This is a genomic window from Pseudomonas sp. 32_A, assembly GCF_017490905.1.
Classification (GTDB): Bacteria; Pseudomonadota; Gammaproteobacteria; order Pseudomonadales; family Pseudomonadaceae; genus Aquipseudomonas; species Aquipseudomonas inefficax.
Genome location: NZ_JAFGYI010000021.1, coordinates 28,835 through 46,798, shown reverse-complemented (window position 1 = coordinate 46,798; position 17,964 = coordinate 28,835). Strand labels below are relative to the sequence as shown.

At 61.6% G+C, this 17,964-nt stretch carries 14 protein-coding genes; 5 read left to right on the top strand and 9 right to left on the bottom strand.

What is annotated here, in order from left to right; all coding sequences use genetic code 11:
• Nucleotides 1-90 precede the first annotated feature (90 nt).
• From J5M58_RS14735 to fdhA, 3 genes are all read left to right on the top strand, one after another.
• Nucleotides 91-723 (top strand): sarcosine oxidase subunit gamma, encoded by a 633-nt coding sequence (locus tag J5M58_RS14735; RefSeq protein WP_112251428.1) that lies wholly within the window; start codon nucleotides 91-93, stop codon nucleotides 721-723.
• A 12-nt stretch (nucleotides 724-735) separates the two neighbouring features.
• Nucleotides 736-1,593, top strand: a complete 858-nt coding sequence (gene purU, locus J5M58_RS14730) for a formyltetrahydrofolate deformylase (protein ID WP_112251430.1) — start codon at nucleotides 736-738, stop codon at nucleotides 1,591-1,593.
• A gap of 305 nt (nucleotides 1,594-1,898) precedes the next feature.
• Entirely contained in the window at nucleotides 1,899-3,098 is a 1,200-nt protein-coding gene (gene fdhA / locus J5M58_RS14725; RefSeq protein ID WP_003255673.1) for a formaldehyde dehydrogenase, glutathione-independent, read from the top strand.
• 42 nt (nucleotides 3,099-3,140) lie between these two features.
• Here the strand turns inward: fdhA and J5M58_RS14720 are convergent, their stop codons facing one another.
• Nucleotides 3,141-3,350 carry a hypothetical protein gene (locus J5M58_RS14720; protein WP_112251432.1) on the bottom strand — a complete coding sequence of 70 codons (210 nt, stop codon included), beginning with the start codon at nucleotides 3,348-3,350 and terminating at the stop codon, nucleotides 3,141-3,143.
• A 515-nt stretch (nucleotides 3,351-3,865) separates the two neighbouring features.
• Nucleotides 3,866-4,792, bottom strand: coding sequence for an RHS repeat-associated core domain-containing protein (locus J5M58_RS14715; RefSeq protein ID WP_112251434.1), 927 nt, complete (start codon nucleotides 4,790-4,792; stop codon nucleotides 3,866-3,868).
• A gap of 165 nt (nucleotides 4,793-4,957) precedes the next feature.
• On the opposite strand from J5M58_RS14715, the gene J5M58_RS14710 reads away from it, so the two are divergent.
• Complete coding sequence (locus tag J5M58_RS14710; protein ID WP_112251436.1) at nucleotides 4,958-5,545, top strand: DUF2780 domain-containing protein; 588 nt, start codon at nucleotides 4,958-4,960, stop codon at nucleotides 5,543-5,545.
• Nucleotides 5,546-5,792: 247 nt separating this feature from the next.
• On the opposite strand, the gene J5M58_RS14705 is transcribed toward J5M58_RS14710, so the two are convergent.
• Entirely contained in the window at nucleotides 5,793-7,142 is a 1,350-nt protein-coding gene (locus J5M58_RS14705) for an APC family permease (protein ID WP_207878591.1), read from the bottom strand.
• Between the two features lie 245 nt (nucleotides 7,143-7,387).
• A complete protein-coding gene (locus J5M58_RS14700; RefSeq protein ID WP_207878589.1) occupies nucleotides 7,388-8,275 on the bottom strand; it encodes an acyltransferase in 888 nt (295 codons plus the stop codon).
• A gap of 182 nt (nucleotides 8,276-8,457) precedes the next feature.
• Between J5M58_RS14700 and J5M58_RS14695 the strand changes: the two genes are divergently transcribed.
• Nucleotides 8,458-8,958 carry an ATP-dependent zinc protease gene (locus tag J5M58_RS14695; RefSeq protein WP_015268670.1) on the top strand — a complete coding sequence of 167 codons (501 nt, stop codon included), beginning with the start codon at nucleotides 8,458-8,460 and terminating at the stop codon, nucleotides 8,956-8,958.
• 96 nt (nucleotides 8,959-9,054) lie between these two features.
• Here J5M58_RS14695 and J5M58_RS14690 read toward each other — a convergent pair whose 3' ends face one another.
• The 5 genes from J5M58_RS14690 to aceE form a co-directional block, all read right to left on the bottom strand.
• A complete protein-coding gene (locus tag J5M58_RS14690) occupies nucleotides 9,055-9,678 on the bottom strand; it encodes a glutathione S-transferase (protein ID WP_207878587.1) in 624 nt (207 codons plus the stop codon).
• Between the two features lie 3 nt (nucleotides 9,679-9,681).
• Nucleotides 9,682-10,350 (bottom strand): peptide-methionine (S)-S-oxide reductase MsrA, encoded by a 669-nt coding sequence (gene msrA / locus J5M58_RS14685; protein WP_056805689.1) that lies wholly within the window; start codon nucleotides 10,348-10,350, stop codon nucleotides 9,682-9,684.
• 165 nt (nucleotides 10,351-10,515) lie between these two features.
• Nucleotides 10,516-13,206 (bottom strand): bifunctional diguanylate cyclase/phosphodiesterase, encoded by a 2,691-nt coding sequence (locus J5M58_RS14680; protein WP_112251444.1) that lies wholly within the window; start codon nucleotides 13,204-13,206, stop codon nucleotides 10,516-10,518.
• Nucleotides 13,207-13,581: 375 nt separating this feature from the next.
• Nucleotides 13,582-15,225 (bottom strand): dihydrolipoyllysine-residue acetyltransferase, encoded by a 1,644-nt coding sequence (gene aceF / locus J5M58_RS14675; protein ID WP_207878585.1) that lies wholly within the window; start codon nucleotides 15,223-15,225, stop codon nucleotides 13,582-13,584.
• Nucleotides 15,226-15,238: 13 nt separating this feature from the next.
• Nucleotides 15,239-17,884, bottom strand: a complete 2,646-nt coding sequence (gene aceE / locus J5M58_RS14670) for a pyruvate dehydrogenase (acetyl-transferring), homodimeric type (protein ID WP_112251448.1) — start codon at nucleotides 17,882-17,884, stop codon at nucleotides 15,239-15,241.
• Nucleotides 17,885-17,964 lie beyond the last annotated feature (80 nt).

The following is a 17,964-nucleotide window of genomic DNA, read 5'->3' as shown; positions in this document are numbered from 1 at the left end:
CCATCGCATTCGCGGGTAAACCCGCTCCCACAGAGTGCACCACCAGCCGCAGCACCGCATGCGACCTACAGAATTCAAGGCAGGTAAGAAATGAGCGCTATCAACGTCTTCCAGCAAAACCCCGGCGCCGAGGCCAAGGCCCAGTCGCCACTGCACCACGCCGACCTGGCCAGCCTGGTTGGCAAAGGCCGCAAGAACGCAGGCGTGACCCTGCGTGAACGCAAGTTCCTCGGCCACCTGACCCTCCGTGGCGACGGCCACGACCCGGAATTCGCCGCCGGCGTGCACAAGGCCCTGGGCCTGGAGCTGCCAGTGGCCCTGACCGTGGTCGCCAACAACGAAATGTCGCTGCAATGGGTCGGCCCAGACGAGTGGCTGCTGATCGTGCCAGGCGGCCAGGAGCTGGCGGTCGAGCAGAAACTGCGCGCCGCCCTCGAAGGCCAGCACATCCAGGTGGTCAATGTCAGCGGTGGGCAGAGCCTGCTGGAACTGCGCGGCCCCAACGTGCGTGAAGTGCTGATGAAGTCCACCAGCTATGATGTTCACCCGAACAACTTCCCGGTTGGCAAGGCAGTCGGCACCGTGTTCGCCAAGTCGCAACTGGTGATCCGCCGTACCGCCGAAGACACCTGGGAGCTGGTGATTCGCCGCAGCTTCGCCGACTACTGGTGGCTGTGGCTGCAGGACGCTTCGGCCGAGTACGGCCTGAGCATCGAGGCTTAAGGAGAGCAGAACATGAGTCGGGCACCGGATACCTGGATTCTCACCGCCGACTGCCCGAGCATGCTCGGCACCGTCGACGTGGTGACGCGTTACCTCTTCGAGCAGCGCTGCTACGTGACGGAGCACCATTCCTTCGATGACCGGCTGTCGGGGCGTTTCTTCATTCGCGTGGAGTTCCGCCAGCCGGACGATTTCGACGAGGCAGGTTTCCGGGCCGGCCTCGCCGAGCGCAGCAATGCGTTCGGCATGACCTTCGAGCTGACCGCCCCTAACCACCGCCCCAAGGTGGTGATCATGGTGTCCAAGGCCGACCATTGCCTTAACGACCTGCTGTATCGCCAGCGTATCGGTCAGCTGGCCATGGACGTGGTCGCGGTGGTGTCCAACCACCCCGATCTCGAACCCCTGGCGCACTGGCACAAGATCCCTTACTACCACTTCGCCCTCGACCCCAAGGACAAGCCTGGGCAAGAGCGCAAGGTGCTTCAGGTGATCGAGGAAACCGGCGCCGAGCTGGTGATTCTTGCGCGCTATATGCAGGTGCTGTCGCCAGAGCTGTGCCGGCGACTGGATGGTTGGGCGATCAACATTCACCACTCGTTGCTGCCAGGGTTCAAGGGCGCCAAGCCTTATCACCAGGCATACAACAAAGGCGTGAAGATGGTCGGTGCCACGGCGCACTACATCAACAACGACCTCGACGAAGGGCCGATCATTGCCCAGGGTGTGGAAGTGGTCGACCACAGCCATTACCCCGAAGACCTGATTGCCAAAGGGCGCGACATCGAATGCCTGACCCTGGCGCGGGCTGTCGGTTATCACATCGAGCGGCGGGTGTTCCTCAACGCCAACCGGACCGTTGTTCTGTAACAACCTGTACCGGCCTCTTCGCGGCTAAAGCCGCTCCCACAGAGTTTGTGCAGGTTTAAAGACTGGCGCAGTACCTGTGGGAGCGGCTTCAGCCGCGAAGAGGCCAGCACACGCCGCCACCTTTGTTTGCCCCCATATCTTCCAACGACAACCCTGCCGCTAAATGGCATCTCCCTGTCGCTCCCAGTCAGTGCATCCCGCCCTATCAGGCCCACAATTCCCCTCATTCCAGAAACACATGCCGCCCACGGAAGGCGGCGCGTTCAACCACCGCTGCATAAATAAAAATCAAGCGAGGTAAGAGCATGTCTGGCAATCGTGGAGTGGTATATCTCGGCGCCGGCAAGGTCGAGGTGCAGAAGATCGACTACCCGAAAATGCAGGACCCACGCGGCAAGAAGATCGAGCACGGCGTGATCCTGAAGGTGGTCTCCACCAACATCTGCGGCTCCGACCAGCACATGGTCCGTGGCCGCACCACTGCCCAGGTCGGCCTGGTCCTGGGCCACGAAATCACTGGCGAGATCGTCGAGAAGGGCCGTGACGTCGAGCGCATGCAGATTGGCGACCTGGTCTCGGTGCCATTCAACGTCGCCTGTGGCCGCTGCCGCTCCTGCAAGGAAATGCACACCGGTGTCTGCCTCACCGTCAACCCGGCCCGCGCCGGCGGTGCCTACGGTTACGTCGACATGGGCGACTGGACCGGCGGCCAGGCCGAATACGTGCTGGTGCCTTACGCCGACTTCAACCTGCTGAAACTGCCCGAGCGCGACAAGGCCATGGAGAAGATCCGTGACCTTACCTGCCTGTCCGACATCTTGCCGACCGGCTACCACGGTGCCGTGACTGCTGGCGTCGGCCCAGGCAGCACCGTCTACGTGGCTGGCGCTGGTCCGGTCGGCCTGGCCGCCGCTGCCTCGGCGCGCCTGCTGGGCGCTGCCTGCGTCATCGTCGGCGACTTGAACCCGGCCCGCCTGGCCCACGCCAAGTCCCAGGGCTTCGAAGTGGTCGACCTGTCCAAGGACACCCCGCTGCACGAGCAGATCGTCGACATCCTCGGTGAACCGGAAGTGGACTGTGCCGTCGACGCCGTAGGCTTCGAAGCCCGCGGCCATGGCCACGAAGGTGCCAAGCACGAAGCGCCAGCCACCGTGCTGAACTCGCTGATGCAGGTGACCCGCGTTGCCGGCAACATCGGTATCCCGGGCCTGTACGTGACCGAAGACCCGGGCGCGGTGGATGCCGCCGCCAAGATCGGCGCGCTGAGCATCCGCTTCGGCCTGGGCTGGGCCAAGTCGCACAGCTTCCACACTGGTCAGACCCCGACCATGAAGTACAACCGCCAGCTGATGCAGGCGATCATGTGGGACCGCATCAACATCGCTGAAGTGGTGGGTGTGCAGGTGATCAACCTGGATCAGGCGCCGGAAGGTTATGGCGAGTTCGATGCAGGTGTGCCGAAGAAATTCGTGATCGACCCGCACAAGATGTGGGGCGCGGCGTGATCGCGTGATGTAATAACGAGCCCCTCGATATGAGGGGCTTTTTTATGGCTGCTCGCCGGCGTCCTGCACGACAAGGACAGAGCCTTTGTCATCGGTGGCCAACAAGCCTCCGGTGTGGGTTTCGTCTGTACTCAGCTCTGCCAGCGGTTGTGCCCCGTTGCGGAAAATGGCGCGTTGCTGGTCGCCTTGTTTCACAGTGATCAGCTTGTCGCCCTGGTAGAAGAAAAGCGTACCGTTCGTTGCTTTGCTCATGGTTCAAGTCCCTGCGGTGCTGGATGAATGGGGGCTGCTTGCAGCCCATTCTGAACAGCCGCAGGGATTTTGATACTGGCAGAAATAACAGTTTTCGACGCTCACGCGGGCTCTGTGGGAGCTGGCTTGCCGGCGATGAGGCCAGCACAAGGCTCAGCGCATCATTCCCAGTTCGGCATCATCCATCAGCGCCTTGGCCAGCGCGACCAGATAGCGGCAAAAGTCATGTGGTTGACGAAGGTGGCCTGTCAAAGCCGGTCACTGATTTCGCAGCGACCGTCCGAGACTAGAGCCCAGTCCAGATCATCGCAATGGCTTAAGCGGCTTGGGACTGTAATTCAGAAGCGTCCAGCAAGTAAGGGGGAAATTCCGAAATTCTGAGAGCGATTGTTGTGCTGAGCACCCGAGCCTCAATATTAGTGCCCCTTGCGGAGCAACGGCCTTCAGCAGGTAGATCAGCTAGTAAATCAAGAAGCGACATGGGATCCGCGCCGCAATAGCTAAATCAGTAGATGTTAGGGGGACGCTCTAACTTGTGTCTGCTGTTGAGTAAGCGTTGCATAGCCAGGTAGCTCATTATTAGTCGCTGGTGTTTGAGATGCAACTAATTGCTGGGCGTTGAGAAATTTTTCGTGGGTGCGCTCAATGTATGCTTCTAGTTTTGTCAGTTTGTTGTCCTGTTTGTTAAGTTTGGCTTCATTTCTGCCTATATCGTGATTTAGGGTTGCTACTTGCTCTGAGGGTCGATTGCCGTGCCGATCAGGGTAATTATTGTCTAAGGCCGCTGTTCGCCACTGGTTTCTCTCGCCGGTAAGTTCCTGAATTTTCGTCTCGTAATGTGAAATTTTATTTTTGATCTTTATTTCTTTGTCTGCCAGTAATTGTTTTTTGGTGGTGTAGTGGCTAAGTTTCGAAATTGGGCTCCGTTTAAGGAAAGGGATCCTGAAATGCCCATTAGCATCAGTGTTATTTACCGGGTCGCCTATGCAGTATGCGTAGGCATTCAAGCCGCCTCTACCGAAGGGGCTCATAGAATCCTGGCAGCAAAACCGCATTAGGCACGAATTAAATAGTCTATAGCCGTTACCTAGTAGATACCCCTGTGTTATTGGGTCGTACTCGTACCCGTTGTAAGCGAGAAGCGCATTTGAATGTATTGCGTGCAGATAGCCATAGGGCGAATAGGTCATCGAGTTCGGAGGCATGCCCATAACAGATTTGGAGCTGTCAGTGAGCAGCATTTTTGGCGCTTGTTTTTGCTCAAGCTGAGCCAATGCCACGTCTTGCATCCGGAGAAGTTGAAAACTCCTCTGCGCAGAAACTTTGGTAGTCAGCAAGTCATTTTGGTAAAAATGCATATGGCTAACATTTTTCTCCTTGCTTGGCTGCACCTTGATGGTAGCCGCTGCATCTCCGTTGCTGGGTTCGACGTTGTTGGTCATGGTTTGTCACCCAAGGAACTGTGCGATGTTGATTTGACTGTGCCCAACATTTTCGACCGCTACAACTAGCAGTTTTGTCAGGTAACGAATGGTCGGAACAAACCCCCAACCCACGAGTCAAACCCCTCGTTTCCCAGGCCATCCCGGCCAACGAGGTCCCTCCCGATGAAAGCAGTCACCCTGGCAACCCTGATGACCCTGGCCGCAAGCCCGGTGTTCGCCTTCAACCTCAGCGACGCCGCCAACGCCGTGTCGGCCATGCAGAACCAGAATCAAAGCCAGCAAGGCCAGGTGCAGGCGCCCGAGGCGCAGGCCAATCTGCTCAACACCTTGGGCAGCGAATTGAAGATCACCCCCGAACAAGCCGTGGGTGGGGCAGGGGCGATGTTGGGGTTGGCGCGTAACAACCTCAGCAGCGAGGACTATGGCCAGCTGACCAAGGCGGTGCCGGGGCTGGACCTGCTGGCTGGCGCCAGTGCGCTGGGTGGGTTGAGTGGGTTGGGTGATTTGCTGGGCAAGAACAGTGAGAACCCGTCGGCGTTGAGCAATGCGCTGGGTAGCAATGTGCAGAACCGCAGTGACCTGGACAATGCGTTCAAGGCACTGGGCATGGATACCGGGATGATCGGGCAGTTTGCGCCGTTGCTGCTGCAGTACCTGGGGCAGCAGGGTATTGCCGGGGCTTTGTTGCAGAACCTGGGGAGCTTGTGGACTACGCCGACGCCGGCGCCGTTGGCCCAGCCTTCGGTCTGAAGGTTTTGTAGGGGCAGTGCTGGCCCTATCGCCGGCAAGCAGCTCCCACGGGGTTATCACAGGCCTCAAGGACTGGCGCTGTACCTGTGGGGCATCTGTCTTGATCAAAGTTCAAGAGCCTGCGCTGTTTTTGTGGGAGCGGGCATGCCCGCGAACTCCGGCGAAGCCGGTGCCAGACACCGCGCTGAATTCTTCGCGGGCGCGCCCGCTCCCACAAAACAAAAGCAGATCTGCGTCGGGCCGGCAGTCAGGCAGCTTCAGTGAAGTCCACCAGGCGCACCGGGCGGCGGAAGCCGGCGGTCAGTACTGCCAGGTACGCAAGACCCAGAGCGAACCAGCACAAGCCAATCACCAAGGTAAGCGCCGACAGGCTGGTCCACAGCCAAAGTGTCAACCCCAACCCCACCAGCGGCACCAGGCCATAGCTCAGCAACTCCTTGAGGTTACGCTGGGCGCCATCATCCATCAGGTGGGTTTTCACTACCGCCAGGTTCACCGCCGAAAACGCTACCAGCGCCCCGAAGCTGATCAGCGAGGCAAGGGTCGCCAGGTCGATCACCAACGCCAGCAACGAGAACGCCGAAACCAGCAGAATGGCGAACACCGGCGTGCCAAAACGCGGTGACAGGTAGCCGAACGTTCGCCGTGGCAGCACGTTGTCGCGCCCCATGGTGAACAGGATGCGCGACACCGCCGCCTGCGAGGCCAGCGCCGAGCCCAGGCTGCCGGCGACATACGCAGCAGTGAAGAAGTTGGCCAGAAACTGCCCGCCCGCCTTGAACATCACCTCGTTGGCCGCCGCATCGGCATTGGCAAAGGTAGTGCCCGGCAGTACCAGTTGGCTTACATAGGCCAGCACGGTGAACAGCAAACCGGCGAACAGGGTGGTGAGGATGATTGCCCGTGGCACATCGCGGCGGGCATCGCGGCATTCTTCGGCCAAGGTCGAGACAGCGTCAAAGCCGAGGAACGACAGGCAAAGCACCGCTGCACCAGCCATCAGCGCACCAAAGCCAGGCTGCGAGCCGTCGCCCAGCAGTGGCGACAGCAGGTCGAGCGGCTGGCCGGCCAGGGACTGGCAGGACAGGGCGACGAACACCACGATGAAGACGATCTGTGCGCCGACGATCAGGTTGCTGGTCTTGGCCACAGAGTGAATGCCGACCACGTTGAGCACCGTGACCAGGGCGATAGAGGCCAGCGCAATCGACCACGCGGGGATGGCGGGAAAGGCGATGTTGAGGAACAGGCCGATCAGCAGGTAGTTGATCATCGGCAGGAACAGGTAGTCGAGCAGCAGCGACCAGCCGGCCAGGAAGCCAACGTTCGGGCCGAAGGCCATGTTGGTGTAGGAGTACGCAGAGCCAGCGACCGGGAAGCGTTTGACCATGAAGCTGTAGGAGGTGGCGGTGAACAGCATGGCCACCAGTGTGACGATGTAGGCGCCAGCCGTACGGCCACCAGTAAGTTCGGTGACGATGCCGTAGGTGGTGAAGATGGTCAGCGGGACCATGTACACCAGGCCGAAGAACACCAGGGCGGGTAGGCCGAGAACACGGCGAAGCTGGACGGGGGTAGAGTTGGGTGGGTTGGCCATCGTTCGATCCAGAGCATTTTTGTAGTTGTGCTTTGGTCGATTTTTATCCACTTAGGTGGGGGATGACAAAAAAGTAATCCTTATGCTGATTATTAGCCTGGGTTCTAATCAGTTTTCTGTAGTGCCTGGTCTGGCCTCTTCGCGGGTGAACCCGCTCCCACAGGATTACCACAGGCCTTGAAGGTGGCGTGGTCCCTGTGGGAGCGGGTTTACCCGCGAAGAGGCCCGGGCAGGCGAAAAAGACCTCAGCCCATCTCCCCCCGCAACTGCTCGATCCGCTGGTCCTTGTCCACCCACAACTGGTTCACCCAGGCCTGCACGGTCTGCCTGAACTCAGGATCATTCTCGTAATCCCCCGCCCACAGCATCGGGTCCAGTTCACGCACGCGAATGTCGATAATCACCCGGTTGATGCTGCCATTGAGCAAATCCCAGAACCCCGGCGCCTTGTTGCCGGGGTAGACGATGGTCACGTCCAGCAAGGCATCCAGTTGTTCGCCCAATGCCGCCAGCACGAACGCCACGCCACCCGCCTTGGGCTTGAGCAGGTAGCGATACGGCGATTGCTGCTGCTGACGCTTGGCTTCGGTGAAGCGTGTGCCTTCCAGGTAGTTGACCACGGTCACCGGCTGGCGCTTGAACAGTTCGCAAGCAGCCTTGGTGATTTCCAGGTCCTTGCCTTTCAGCTCGGGGTGCTTCTCCAGGAAGGCCTTGCTGTAGCGCTTCATGAACGGGTAGTCCAGCCCCCACCAGGCCAGACCCAGCAGAGGTACCCAGATCAGCTCCTTCTTCAGGAAGAACTTGAAGAACGGTGTACGGCGGTTGAGGCTCTCGATCAGCGCCGGAATATCGACCCAGGTCTGGTGGTTGCTGACGGCCAGATACGAAGTGTCCTTGCGCAGGTTCTCGACGCCGCGGATGTCCCACTGGGTCGGAATGCACAGGGCAAAGATGGCCTTGTCGATCTCCGACCAGGTCTCGGCCACCCACATCACCGCCCACGAGGCATAGTCACGGCCACGCCCCGGCAGCACCAGTTTGAGCAGCGCGAAGACCAGCAGCGGGCAGATCAACACCAGGGTATTGAGCAGCAGCAGGATGGTAGTGAGGATGCCGGTCAGCAGGCGACGCATAAAGAGACTCTTGTTGTAGGAGATAAACGGTTGGCAATGATAAGCAGGGCCGTGGCCTACGCCAAATTTCCAGTGCCCTGCGGCGAGGACAAATGTTTCACATTATGTTGGTTAGGCTTGTGACAGCGAACCTATCCTGCCAGTGCAGTCTAAGCACTGACACTCCTCAAGGAAGCCTGCCTGTGAAACCTCTGCTTGCCCTGTTGTCGTTGTTGGCACTGCCGGTCATGGCCGCTGAACCCACTATCTACGGCCGTTACGAGAACATAGCCCTGCCCGAACTGGGCGAAACCCTGAAAGCCAAGATGGATACCGGTGCCTTTACCGCGTCGCTGTCGGCCAAGGATATCGAGCTATTTACCCGCGATGGTGACGAGTGGGTACGCTTCCGCCTGGCAACCAAGGACTCGGACGGCAAGGTGTACGAGCACAAGGTCTCGCGCATCAGCAAGATCAAGGGCCGGGCCGATGAAGAGGAGGAAGGCGATGCGCCGGAAATCTCCAAGCGCCCGGTGGTCGACCTGGAGCTGTGCCTGGGTGACGTGAAGCGCACCGTGGAGGTCAACCTGGTCGACCGCAGCAGCTTCAACTACCCCCTGCTGGTGGGCTCCAAGGCGTTACGCGAGTTCAAGGCAGCGGTCAACCCGGCCAAGAAGTTTACCGCTGGCAAGCCGGGCTGCTGATGGCGAGGCGCCTGTAGCGGCCCTTTCGCGGGCACGCCCGCTCCTACAGGTAGGGCGCATACCCTGTGGGAGCGGGCGTGCGCGCGAAGAGGCCCTTCAGGCTACCGGCGCGGTGGCAACCATAGAAGGCCGCTTGATCACCTCGGCATACCACGCCGCCAACCCAGGCTGCTGCTCACGCCAGCCGAACTCGGGCTGGCGCAAATCCAGATACCCCAGCGCACAGGCCACTCCAATCGCTGCCAGGTCGAACCCGGACATCAGCTCAGGCAAATGCGCCTGCTCCAGGTTGGCCAGGCTACGGCGAATCTTGTCGCCCTGTGCCTGCAGCCAGCCGTCCCAGCGCTTGTCTTCAGGCCGCAGGAAGCTCTCATAGCGCGACGACACCGCCGCATCCATGATCGCATCGGCCTGTGACACCAGCGTCAAGCGGCGCCAACGTGCCGAGCCTTCGCGCGGCAGCAGCGGCAGGCCGACATGCTGCAGGTCGAGGTACTCGCAGATCACCCGGCTGTCATGCAGCACGGTGCCGTCCTCCAGGCGCAGGGCCGGGATCTTGCCGATCGGGTTGTCCTGGTTCAGGTTTGGGTCGCCGCTGACCGGGCTGATGTTTACCGGCTGCACTTGCACGCGTTCAAGCTGGCCGGTCTCGTGCAACACCACCATGACCTTGCGCACGAAAGGCGACAACGGCGAGTGGAACAGGGTCATCGTGCTCATGCGTCAGTTACCCTGCAGGCTGGGTGGCAGGCACACACCGGTGCCGCCGATGCCGCAGTAGCCGTCCGGGTTCTTGGCCAGGTACTGCTGGTGGTAGGCCTCGGCGAAATACACGGTTGGTGCCTGGTCGATTTCGGTGGTGATCTCGCCGAAGCCGGCCTTGCTCAGTTCGGCCTGGAAGGCGTCGCGGCTGGCCTTGGCCTGTTCCAGCTGTTCTGGGCTGGTGCAGTAGATGGCCGAGCGGTACTGGGTGCCGATATCGTTGCCCTGGCGCATGCCCTGGGTCGGGTTGTGCAGCTCCCAGAACATCGCCAGCAGCTCGCGGTAGCTGACCTTGTCCTTGTCAAACACCACCAGCACCACCTCGGTGTGGCCGGTCAGGCCCGAGCAGACCTCTTCGTAGGTGGGGTGGGGGGTGAAGCCGCCGGCGTAGCCGACCACGGTGCTGACCACGCCTTCACGCTGCCAGAAGCGGCGCTCGGCGCCCCAGAAGCAACCCAGGCCGAAGATGGCGAAGTCGATGGCGCCTTCGAAGAAGGGGCCGAGCAGCGGCGTGTCCTTGAACACGTAGTGGAACTCGGGCAGCTTCATTGGCGTTTCGCGGCCAGGCAGGGCCTGCTCCGCTGTTGGCATGACGTTTTTGTTCACCAGGATTTCCGAACGCAGGACCATGGCCGTTCCTCTGAATGTCAGTTGAATAGGTGTTGGGGCATTCGCGGGTAAACCCGCTCCCACAGATACCCCACAGATTTCGAATATTGTGGTGTACCTGTGGGAGCGGGTTTACCCGCGAAGGGACCCGTATAGGTTCTATAGTGCCCGAGGTTTACCCGGCTGTCAGGCCAGTGGGCCACGCGGATAGCGCTTCAGCCGTTCAGCCAGCTCGCGCCCCGGAATCGGCCGGTCGAACAGGTAGCCCTGGCCCACGTCGCAGCGGTGCCGACGCAGGAACGCCAGTTGTTCCGGCGTCTCGATTCCCTCGGCCACCACCTTGAGCTTGAGGTTATGCGCCATGGCCACCACCGCTGAGGTGATTTCCATGTCGTCCTGGTTGTCCGGGATCTCGTTGATGAAGCTGCGGTCGATCTTGAGGATGTCGATCGGAAACTTCTTCAGGTAGCTCAGCGACGAATAACCGGTGCCGAAATCGTCCATGGCCAGGGTCAGGCCCAGGGCCTTCAGCTCATCCAGCTGGCGGTGGGTATCTTCGCTGGCTTCCAGCAGCAGGCCTTCGGTCAGCTCCAGCTCCAGCAGGTGCGGGGGCAGGGCTTCTTCCTCGAGGATGGTGCTGATCGATGCCACCAGGTCCGGGTCGGAGAACTGCTTGGGGGACAGGTTGATGGCCACATGCAGGTTGCCCATGCCGGCCTCGCGCAGTTGCTGGCTCATGCGGCACGACTGGCGCACCACCCATTTGCCGATGGGGATGATCAGGCCGGTTTCTTCCGCCACGCTGATGAACTGGTCCGGGCGGATCATGCCGCGCTCGGGGTGGTTCCAGCGCAGCAGTGCTTCCAGCCCCAGCAGGCGGCCGCTGCGCAGGCACAGCTTGGGCTGGTAGAACACCTCCAGCTCGTTCTGAGTCAGGGCGCGCCGCAGGTTGTTCTCGACGAACAGCTTGTAGCTGGCTTCGGCATTGAGCACTTCGGTAAACACCTGCACCTGGTGCTTGCCGTTGGCCTTGGCCTTGTGCAGTGCCAGGCCGGCGTTTTTCATCAGGCTGGCCGGGTCGGCGCCGTGCAGCGGAGCGCAGGCCAGGCCCACCGAGGCGGTCACGTTGATCAGCTGGTTGTCGACGAACATCGGCTTGTCGAGGGTGCGCAGCAATTGCTGGGCGACGCCCTGGCCATCTTCCAGGCTGGTGTCGTCGAGCAGTACGGCGAACTCGTTACTGGCAAAGCGCGCCAGGATACCGCCGGTGTGCAGGCTGTTGCGCAAGCGCCGGGCCAGGCTGATCAGCAGCTTGTCGCCGGTCTGGTGGCCGAGGCTGTCGTTGATGCGCTTGAAGTTGTCGATGTCCACCAGCAGCAGGCACATCGAGTGCTCGCCATCACGGGCAAAGCGCTCGTCCAGGCTGCGGATGAACGCCGGGCGGTTGCCCAGGTTGGTCAGGTTGTCGGTGTAGGCCAGGCGCTCGATGCGTTGCTGGGCCAGCTTGGTCTGGGTGACGTCTTCGTAGATGCCGATGTAATGGGTCAGCTCACGGTTGTCGCCGTATACCTTGGAAATCGACAGCTGGCCCCAATAGGGCTCGAGGTTCTTGCGCCGGCTCTTGAACTCGCCCTGCCAGCTGTTGCCCATGGCCAGGCTCGAGGGCGAGTCGAACAGCAGCTCGCTCAGGTTCTCCAGCGCCGGCAGCTCGCCCAGGTGGCGGCCTTGCACTTCCTCGGTGCTGTACTGGGTGATCGCGGTAAAGCTGGGGTTGACGTACTCCACCACGCCGTCACGGTTCACCAGCAGGAAGGCGCTGGCGCTCTGCTCGACCGCACGCTGGAACAGGTGCAGGGCGCTGGCGGCGGTGCGCCGGTTGTGGTTGGTGATGACCTGGGCGAACTGGTCGGCCAGTTCGCCGGCAAAGGCTATTTCGTCCGATTGCCAGGCGCGTGTCTGGCCGGTCTGCTCCAGGCACAGCACGCCGACTACCTGGCCATCGACACGGATGCTGGCATCGAGCATGGCCTTGTTTTCCGGACACATGCTTTGCGCCAGGGCGCGGGTACGCGGGTCATGGCCGGCATTGTGGGCGTCGATGGCACGGCTGGCGTGCAGCGCGTCGAGGTAGTCGGGGAAGCGACTGGCATCGATGGCTTCGGGCTGGCGGTGCTCCTGCGCGTCCCGGTACCAGGCGATGATCGGCTCCAGGCGCTGGTCTTCCAGATGCCAGATGCTGGCGCTGTCGACCTTGTAGATCTCGCAGGCGCTCTGGGTAATCAGCTGGGCGGCTTCGCGCAGCGAATTCCCGGCGCTGTAGCGCTGGCGGGCCAGGCGCAGGATCAGGTCTTGCTGGCCACGAACCCGTTCCAGGTGCTCGAGTTGTTCCTGCTGCGTGCGCTGGTTCAGTTGCAGCGCCAATTGCAGGCGGTTGTTGCGCGATTCCAGGTCGCTGGCACCGGCCTCGCCGGTATCTTCGGCGTGGTCGTCGAGCACACTCAGGTAGCCGCGCAACAGGTGGCGGTTGTGCTGCTTGTAGGCTTCCCCGGTTTCCAGCAGGCGTAGCGATGCAGTTGGCGTGTGCAAGGTGTATCGCACGCGGAAGTAGCCGCGCTGGGCCAGTTGCGACTGGATCTCGTCGTGCAGCCGGTAGCGGGCTTCGGGTTCCATCAAGCTGGCGTAGGGTGCGTCTACCAGGGCGCAAAGGTCGCCGGCGTGCAGGCCGAACTGGCGCTCGCAGGCCGGGTCGAGGTAGAGCATGGTCCAGGTGGCTTCGTTGAGCCTTTCGAAACGCAGCATGCCGAGCCGCGAGGGCACGGGTAACTGCGTGACGACCTCGGCCGCCACACGGCTGGCGGCATCGGGTTGGCTTTTCATCGAAGACTCGCTTGAAGAGGGAACGCGGCCTTTGGGGCGGCAGGTCTGGCAAGGTTGCATCATGTCCCGGGGGCTGGCAAGCGGCCGAGCTTGATGCTGTGGATGGGTTATCGGCTGTTTGGTCGGAATCTGTAGGTTGACTGGAGATCCTGGGGCCGCTTTGCGGCCTGTGGGAGCGGGTTTACCCGCGATGAATCCAACACAGTACATGGCACCGGCTGCGCCGGTGTTCGCGGGTGAACCCGCTCCCACAGAGGGTGCAGCCCACCGGGAAAATCAAGGCAAAAAAAAGCCCCGCCAATCGACGGGGTTGAGGTACGAGCGTGGCAGCTCGAAAAGGGTACTGCCCCTCGCAGAGAGGGGCAGTGTGCTGCCTTACAGCAGCATGGTGCGGATATCGCCCAGCACGTCGCCCAGGCGCTTGGTGAAGCGCGCGGCGGCAGCGCCGTTGATCACACGGTGATCGTAGGACAGCGACAGCGGCAGCATCAGCTTCGGCTGGAAGGCCTTGCCATCCCAGACCGGCTGCATGGTCGCCTTGGAGACGCCCAGGATAGCCACTTCCGGCGCGTTGACGATCGGCGTGAAGCCGGTGCCGCCAATGTGGCCGAGGCTGGAGATGGTGAAGCAGGCGCCTTGCATCTCGTCGGCCGAGAGCTTCTTGGTGCGGGCTTTTTCGGCCAGCGCAGCCGCTTCGGCAGCCAGTTGCAGCAGGCTCTTCTGGTCGACGTTCTTGATCACAGGGACCAGCAGGCCGTCCGGGGTGTCCACGGCAAAGCCGATGTGCACGTACTTCTTGCGGATGATGGCCTTGCCGCTTGGCGCCAGCGAGCTGTTGAAGTCCGGCAGTTCCTTGAGCAGGAAGGCGCAGGCCTTGAGCAGCAGTGGCAGCACGGTCAGCTTCACGCCAGCCTTCTCGGCCACGGCCTTCTGCGCAACGCGGAAGGCTTCCAGCTCGGTGATGTCGGCAGAGTCGAACTGGGTCACGTGCGGCACGTTCAGCCAGCTGCGGTGCAGGTTGGCAGCACCGACCTGCATCAGGCGGGTCAGGGCCACTTCTTCCACTTCACCGAACTTGCTGAAGTCCACGGCAGGGATCGGCGGGATGCCGGCGCCACCGGTTGCACCAGCGGCTGCCGGTGCGGCCGATGCCTTCTGCATCATCGCCTTGACGTAGACCTGCACGTCTTCTTTCAGGATGCGGCCGTGCGGACCGGTCGCGGCAACCGCGCCCAGGTCGACGCCGAATTCACGGGCCAGCTGACGAACCGCCGGGCCTGCGTGAACCTTGGCGTTGCTGCCGGCAGCCGGTGCGGTAGCAACCGGTGCAGGGGCAGCAGCCGAGGCAGCAGCGGCAGGTGCGGCGGCTGGAGCCGCCTCAGCCTTGGCCGGGGCAGCAGCAGCGGCAGGTGCCGGAGCAGCAGCCGGGGCAGCGCCGGCGACTTTCAGCTTGAAGATCAGGTCGCCAGTGCCGACTTCGTCTTCCAGCTTGCACAGGACTTCTTCGACCACGCCGGCAGCCGGCGACGGGATTTCCATGGAGGCCTTATCGGACTCCAGGGTAATCAGCGACTGGTCGGCTTCGACGGTGTCGCCGACCTTGACCAGCACTTCGATGATCTTGGCCTTGCCCGACGAACCGATGTCCGGCACGTGGATGTCCTGCACGCTGGCGGCAGCCGGGGCTGCGGCCGGAGCAGGGGCAGGGGCGGCTTCGGCGGCAGGAGCCGGCGCAGCAGCCTGGGCCGGAGCAGCGGCCGGGGCCTCAGGGGCCGCAGCAGCGGCGCCCTCGGCTTCCAGGACCAGCAGCTCGTCGCCTTCTTTCAGGCGGTCGCCCAGCTTGACCTTCAGTTCCTTGATCACGCCGGCCTTGGGAGCCGGGATCTCCATGGAGGCCTTGTCGGACTCCAGGGTCAGCAGGCTCTGGTCAGCCTCGATACGATCACCGACCTTGACGAACAGCTCGATGATTTCACCTTCACCGCTGCCGATGTCAGGTACGCGAATGAGTTCGCTCACTTAAAAATACTCCTCAGCAGTCCAGTGGGTTGCGCTTGTCCGGGTCGATACCGAACTTGACGATAGCGTCTGCAACAACCTTTGGTTCGATCTCGCCACGGTCAGCCAGGGCTTCCAGGGCAGCCAGCACCACGAAGTGGCGGTCGACTTCGAAGAAGTGGCGCAGCTTCTTGCGGCTGTCGCTGCGACCGTAACCGTCGGTACCCAGGACCTTGAACTCTTTGCTCGGTACCCACTGGCGAATCTGCTCGGCGAACAGCTTCATGTAGTCGGTGGAGGCGATGACCGGGCCCTTGCGACCGTTCAGGCACTGCTCGACGTAGGTCTGCTGTGGCTTCTGGCCAGGCTTCAGGCGGTTGGCGCGTTCCACGGCCAGGCCGTCACGACGCAGTTCGTTGAAGCTGGTGACGCTCCATACGTCGGCACCGACGTTGAACTCTTCACGCAGGATCTTCGCGGCTTCGCGGACTTCGCGCAGGATGGTGCCGGAGCCCATCAGCTGTACGTGATGCGCGGCATCGCGGGTGTCTTCTTCCAGCAGGTACATGCCCTTGATGATGCCTTCCTCGACACCGGCCGGCATGGCTGGCTGCTGGTAGGATTCGTTCATCACGGTGATGTAGTAGAAGATGTCCTGTTGCTCTTCGGTCATCTTCTTCATGCCGTCCTGGATGATCACCGCCAGCTCGTAGCCGTAGGTCGGATCGTAGGTGCGGCAGTTCGGGATGGTGCCCGCCATCATGTGGCTGTGACCGTCTTCGTGCTGCAGGCCTTCACCGTTCAGGGTGGTACGGCCGGCGGTACCGCCGATCAGGAAACCACGGGTGCGGCTGTCGCCGGCAGCCCAGGCCAGGTCGCCAATACGCTGGAAGCCGAACATCGAGTAGAAGATGTAGAACGGCAGCATCGGCTGGTTGTGGCAGCTGTACGAGGTACCGGCAGCGATGAACGACGACATGGCGCCGGCTTCGTTGATGCCTTCCTCGAGGATCTGGCCCTTCTTGTCTTCGCGGTAGAACATCACCTGGTCTTTATCGACTGGCTCGTAGAGCTGGCCGACCGACGAGTAGATGCCCAGCTGGCGGAACATGCCTTCCATACCGAAGGTACGGGCTTCGTCCGGGATGATCGGGACGATGCGCTGGCCGATTTCCTTGTCCTTGACCAGCTGCGCCAGAATACGCACGAAGGCCATGGTGGTGGAGATTTCGCGGTCACCCGAGCCGTCCAGGATCGCTTTCAGCGTTTCCAGTGGCGGGGTCGGCACGCTGAAGCTCTTGGCACGGCGCTGAGGTACGAAACCGCCCAGGGCAGCACGGCGCTCGGCCAGGTACTTGGCTTCGGCAGAACCTTCTTCCGGCTTGAAGAACGGCAGGTTCTCAAGGTCGGCATCCTTGACCGGGATGTCGAAGCGGTCACGGAAGTGACGCAGGCTGTCGACGTCGACCTTCTTGGTATTGTGCGCGGTGTTCTTGGCTTCGCCGGCACCGGTACCGTAACCCTTGATGGTCTTGGCCAGGATGACGGTAGGCTGGTCCTTGTGGTTGACCGCCTGGTGGTACGCCGCGTAGACCTTGTACGGGTCGTGGCCGCCACGGTTGAGCTTCCAGATCTCTTCGTCGGACAGGTCTTCGACCATGGCCTTGAGCTCTGGGGTGTTGAAGAAGTTCTCACGAACGTACGCGCCGTCTTTGGCTTTGTAGTTCTGGTACTCGCCGTCGATGACTTCGTCCATGCGGCGCTGCAGGGCACCGTTGGTGTCCTTGGCGAACAGTGGGTCCCAGAAACGGCCCCAGACGACCTTGTTGACGTTCCAGCCACCGCCACGGAACACGCCTTCGAGTTCCTGGATGATCTTGCCATTGCCGCGAACCGGGCCGTCGAGGCGCTGCAGGTTGCAGTTGATGACGAAGATCAGGTTGTCCAGCTTCTCGCGGCCGGCCAGGGCGATTGCGCCCAGGGATTCCGGCTCGTCGCACTCGCCGTCGCCCATGAAGCACCAGACCTTCTGCTTGCCGGCCGGGATGAAGCCACGGGCTTCAAGGTACTTCATGAAACGTGCCTGGTAGATGGCCTGGATCGGGCCCAGACCCATCGATACGGTCGGGAACTGCCAGAAGTCAGGCATCAGCCATGGGTGCGGGTACGAAGACAGGCCGTTGCCGTCCACTTCCTGACGGAAGTTGTTCATCTGGTCTTCGCTGATGCGGCCTTCCATGAAGGCACGGGCGTAGACGCCTGGCGAAGCATGGCCCTGGAAGAAGATCAGGTCGCCGCCGTGTTCTTCGGTCGGGGCCTGGAAGAAGTAGTTGAAGCCGATGTCGTACAGGGTGGCGCTGGAGGCGAAGCTGGAGATGTGTCCGCCCAGGTCCGAGTCTTTCAGGTTGGTACGCATGACCATGGCCAGGGCGTTCCAACGCACCATCGAGCGAATGCGGCGTTCCATGAACAGGTCGCCAGGCATGCGTGCTTCGTGGGTGACAGGGATGGTGTTGCGGTATGGCGTGGTGATCGCATACGGCAGCTGGGAGCCACTACGGGTGGCCAGCTCGCCCATACGGGTCATCAGGTAATGAGCGCGGTCTTCGCCTTCTTTGTCGAGGACCGACTCCAGGGCATCCAGCCATTCCTGGGTTTCGATTGGATCGAGGTCTTGCATGGCTTGCTCCAGGGCGGAAAGGCAACCAGAATCGATTGCCTGAAGTTGCGACTGGCCTTATGGGCAGACGTCGTGAATTC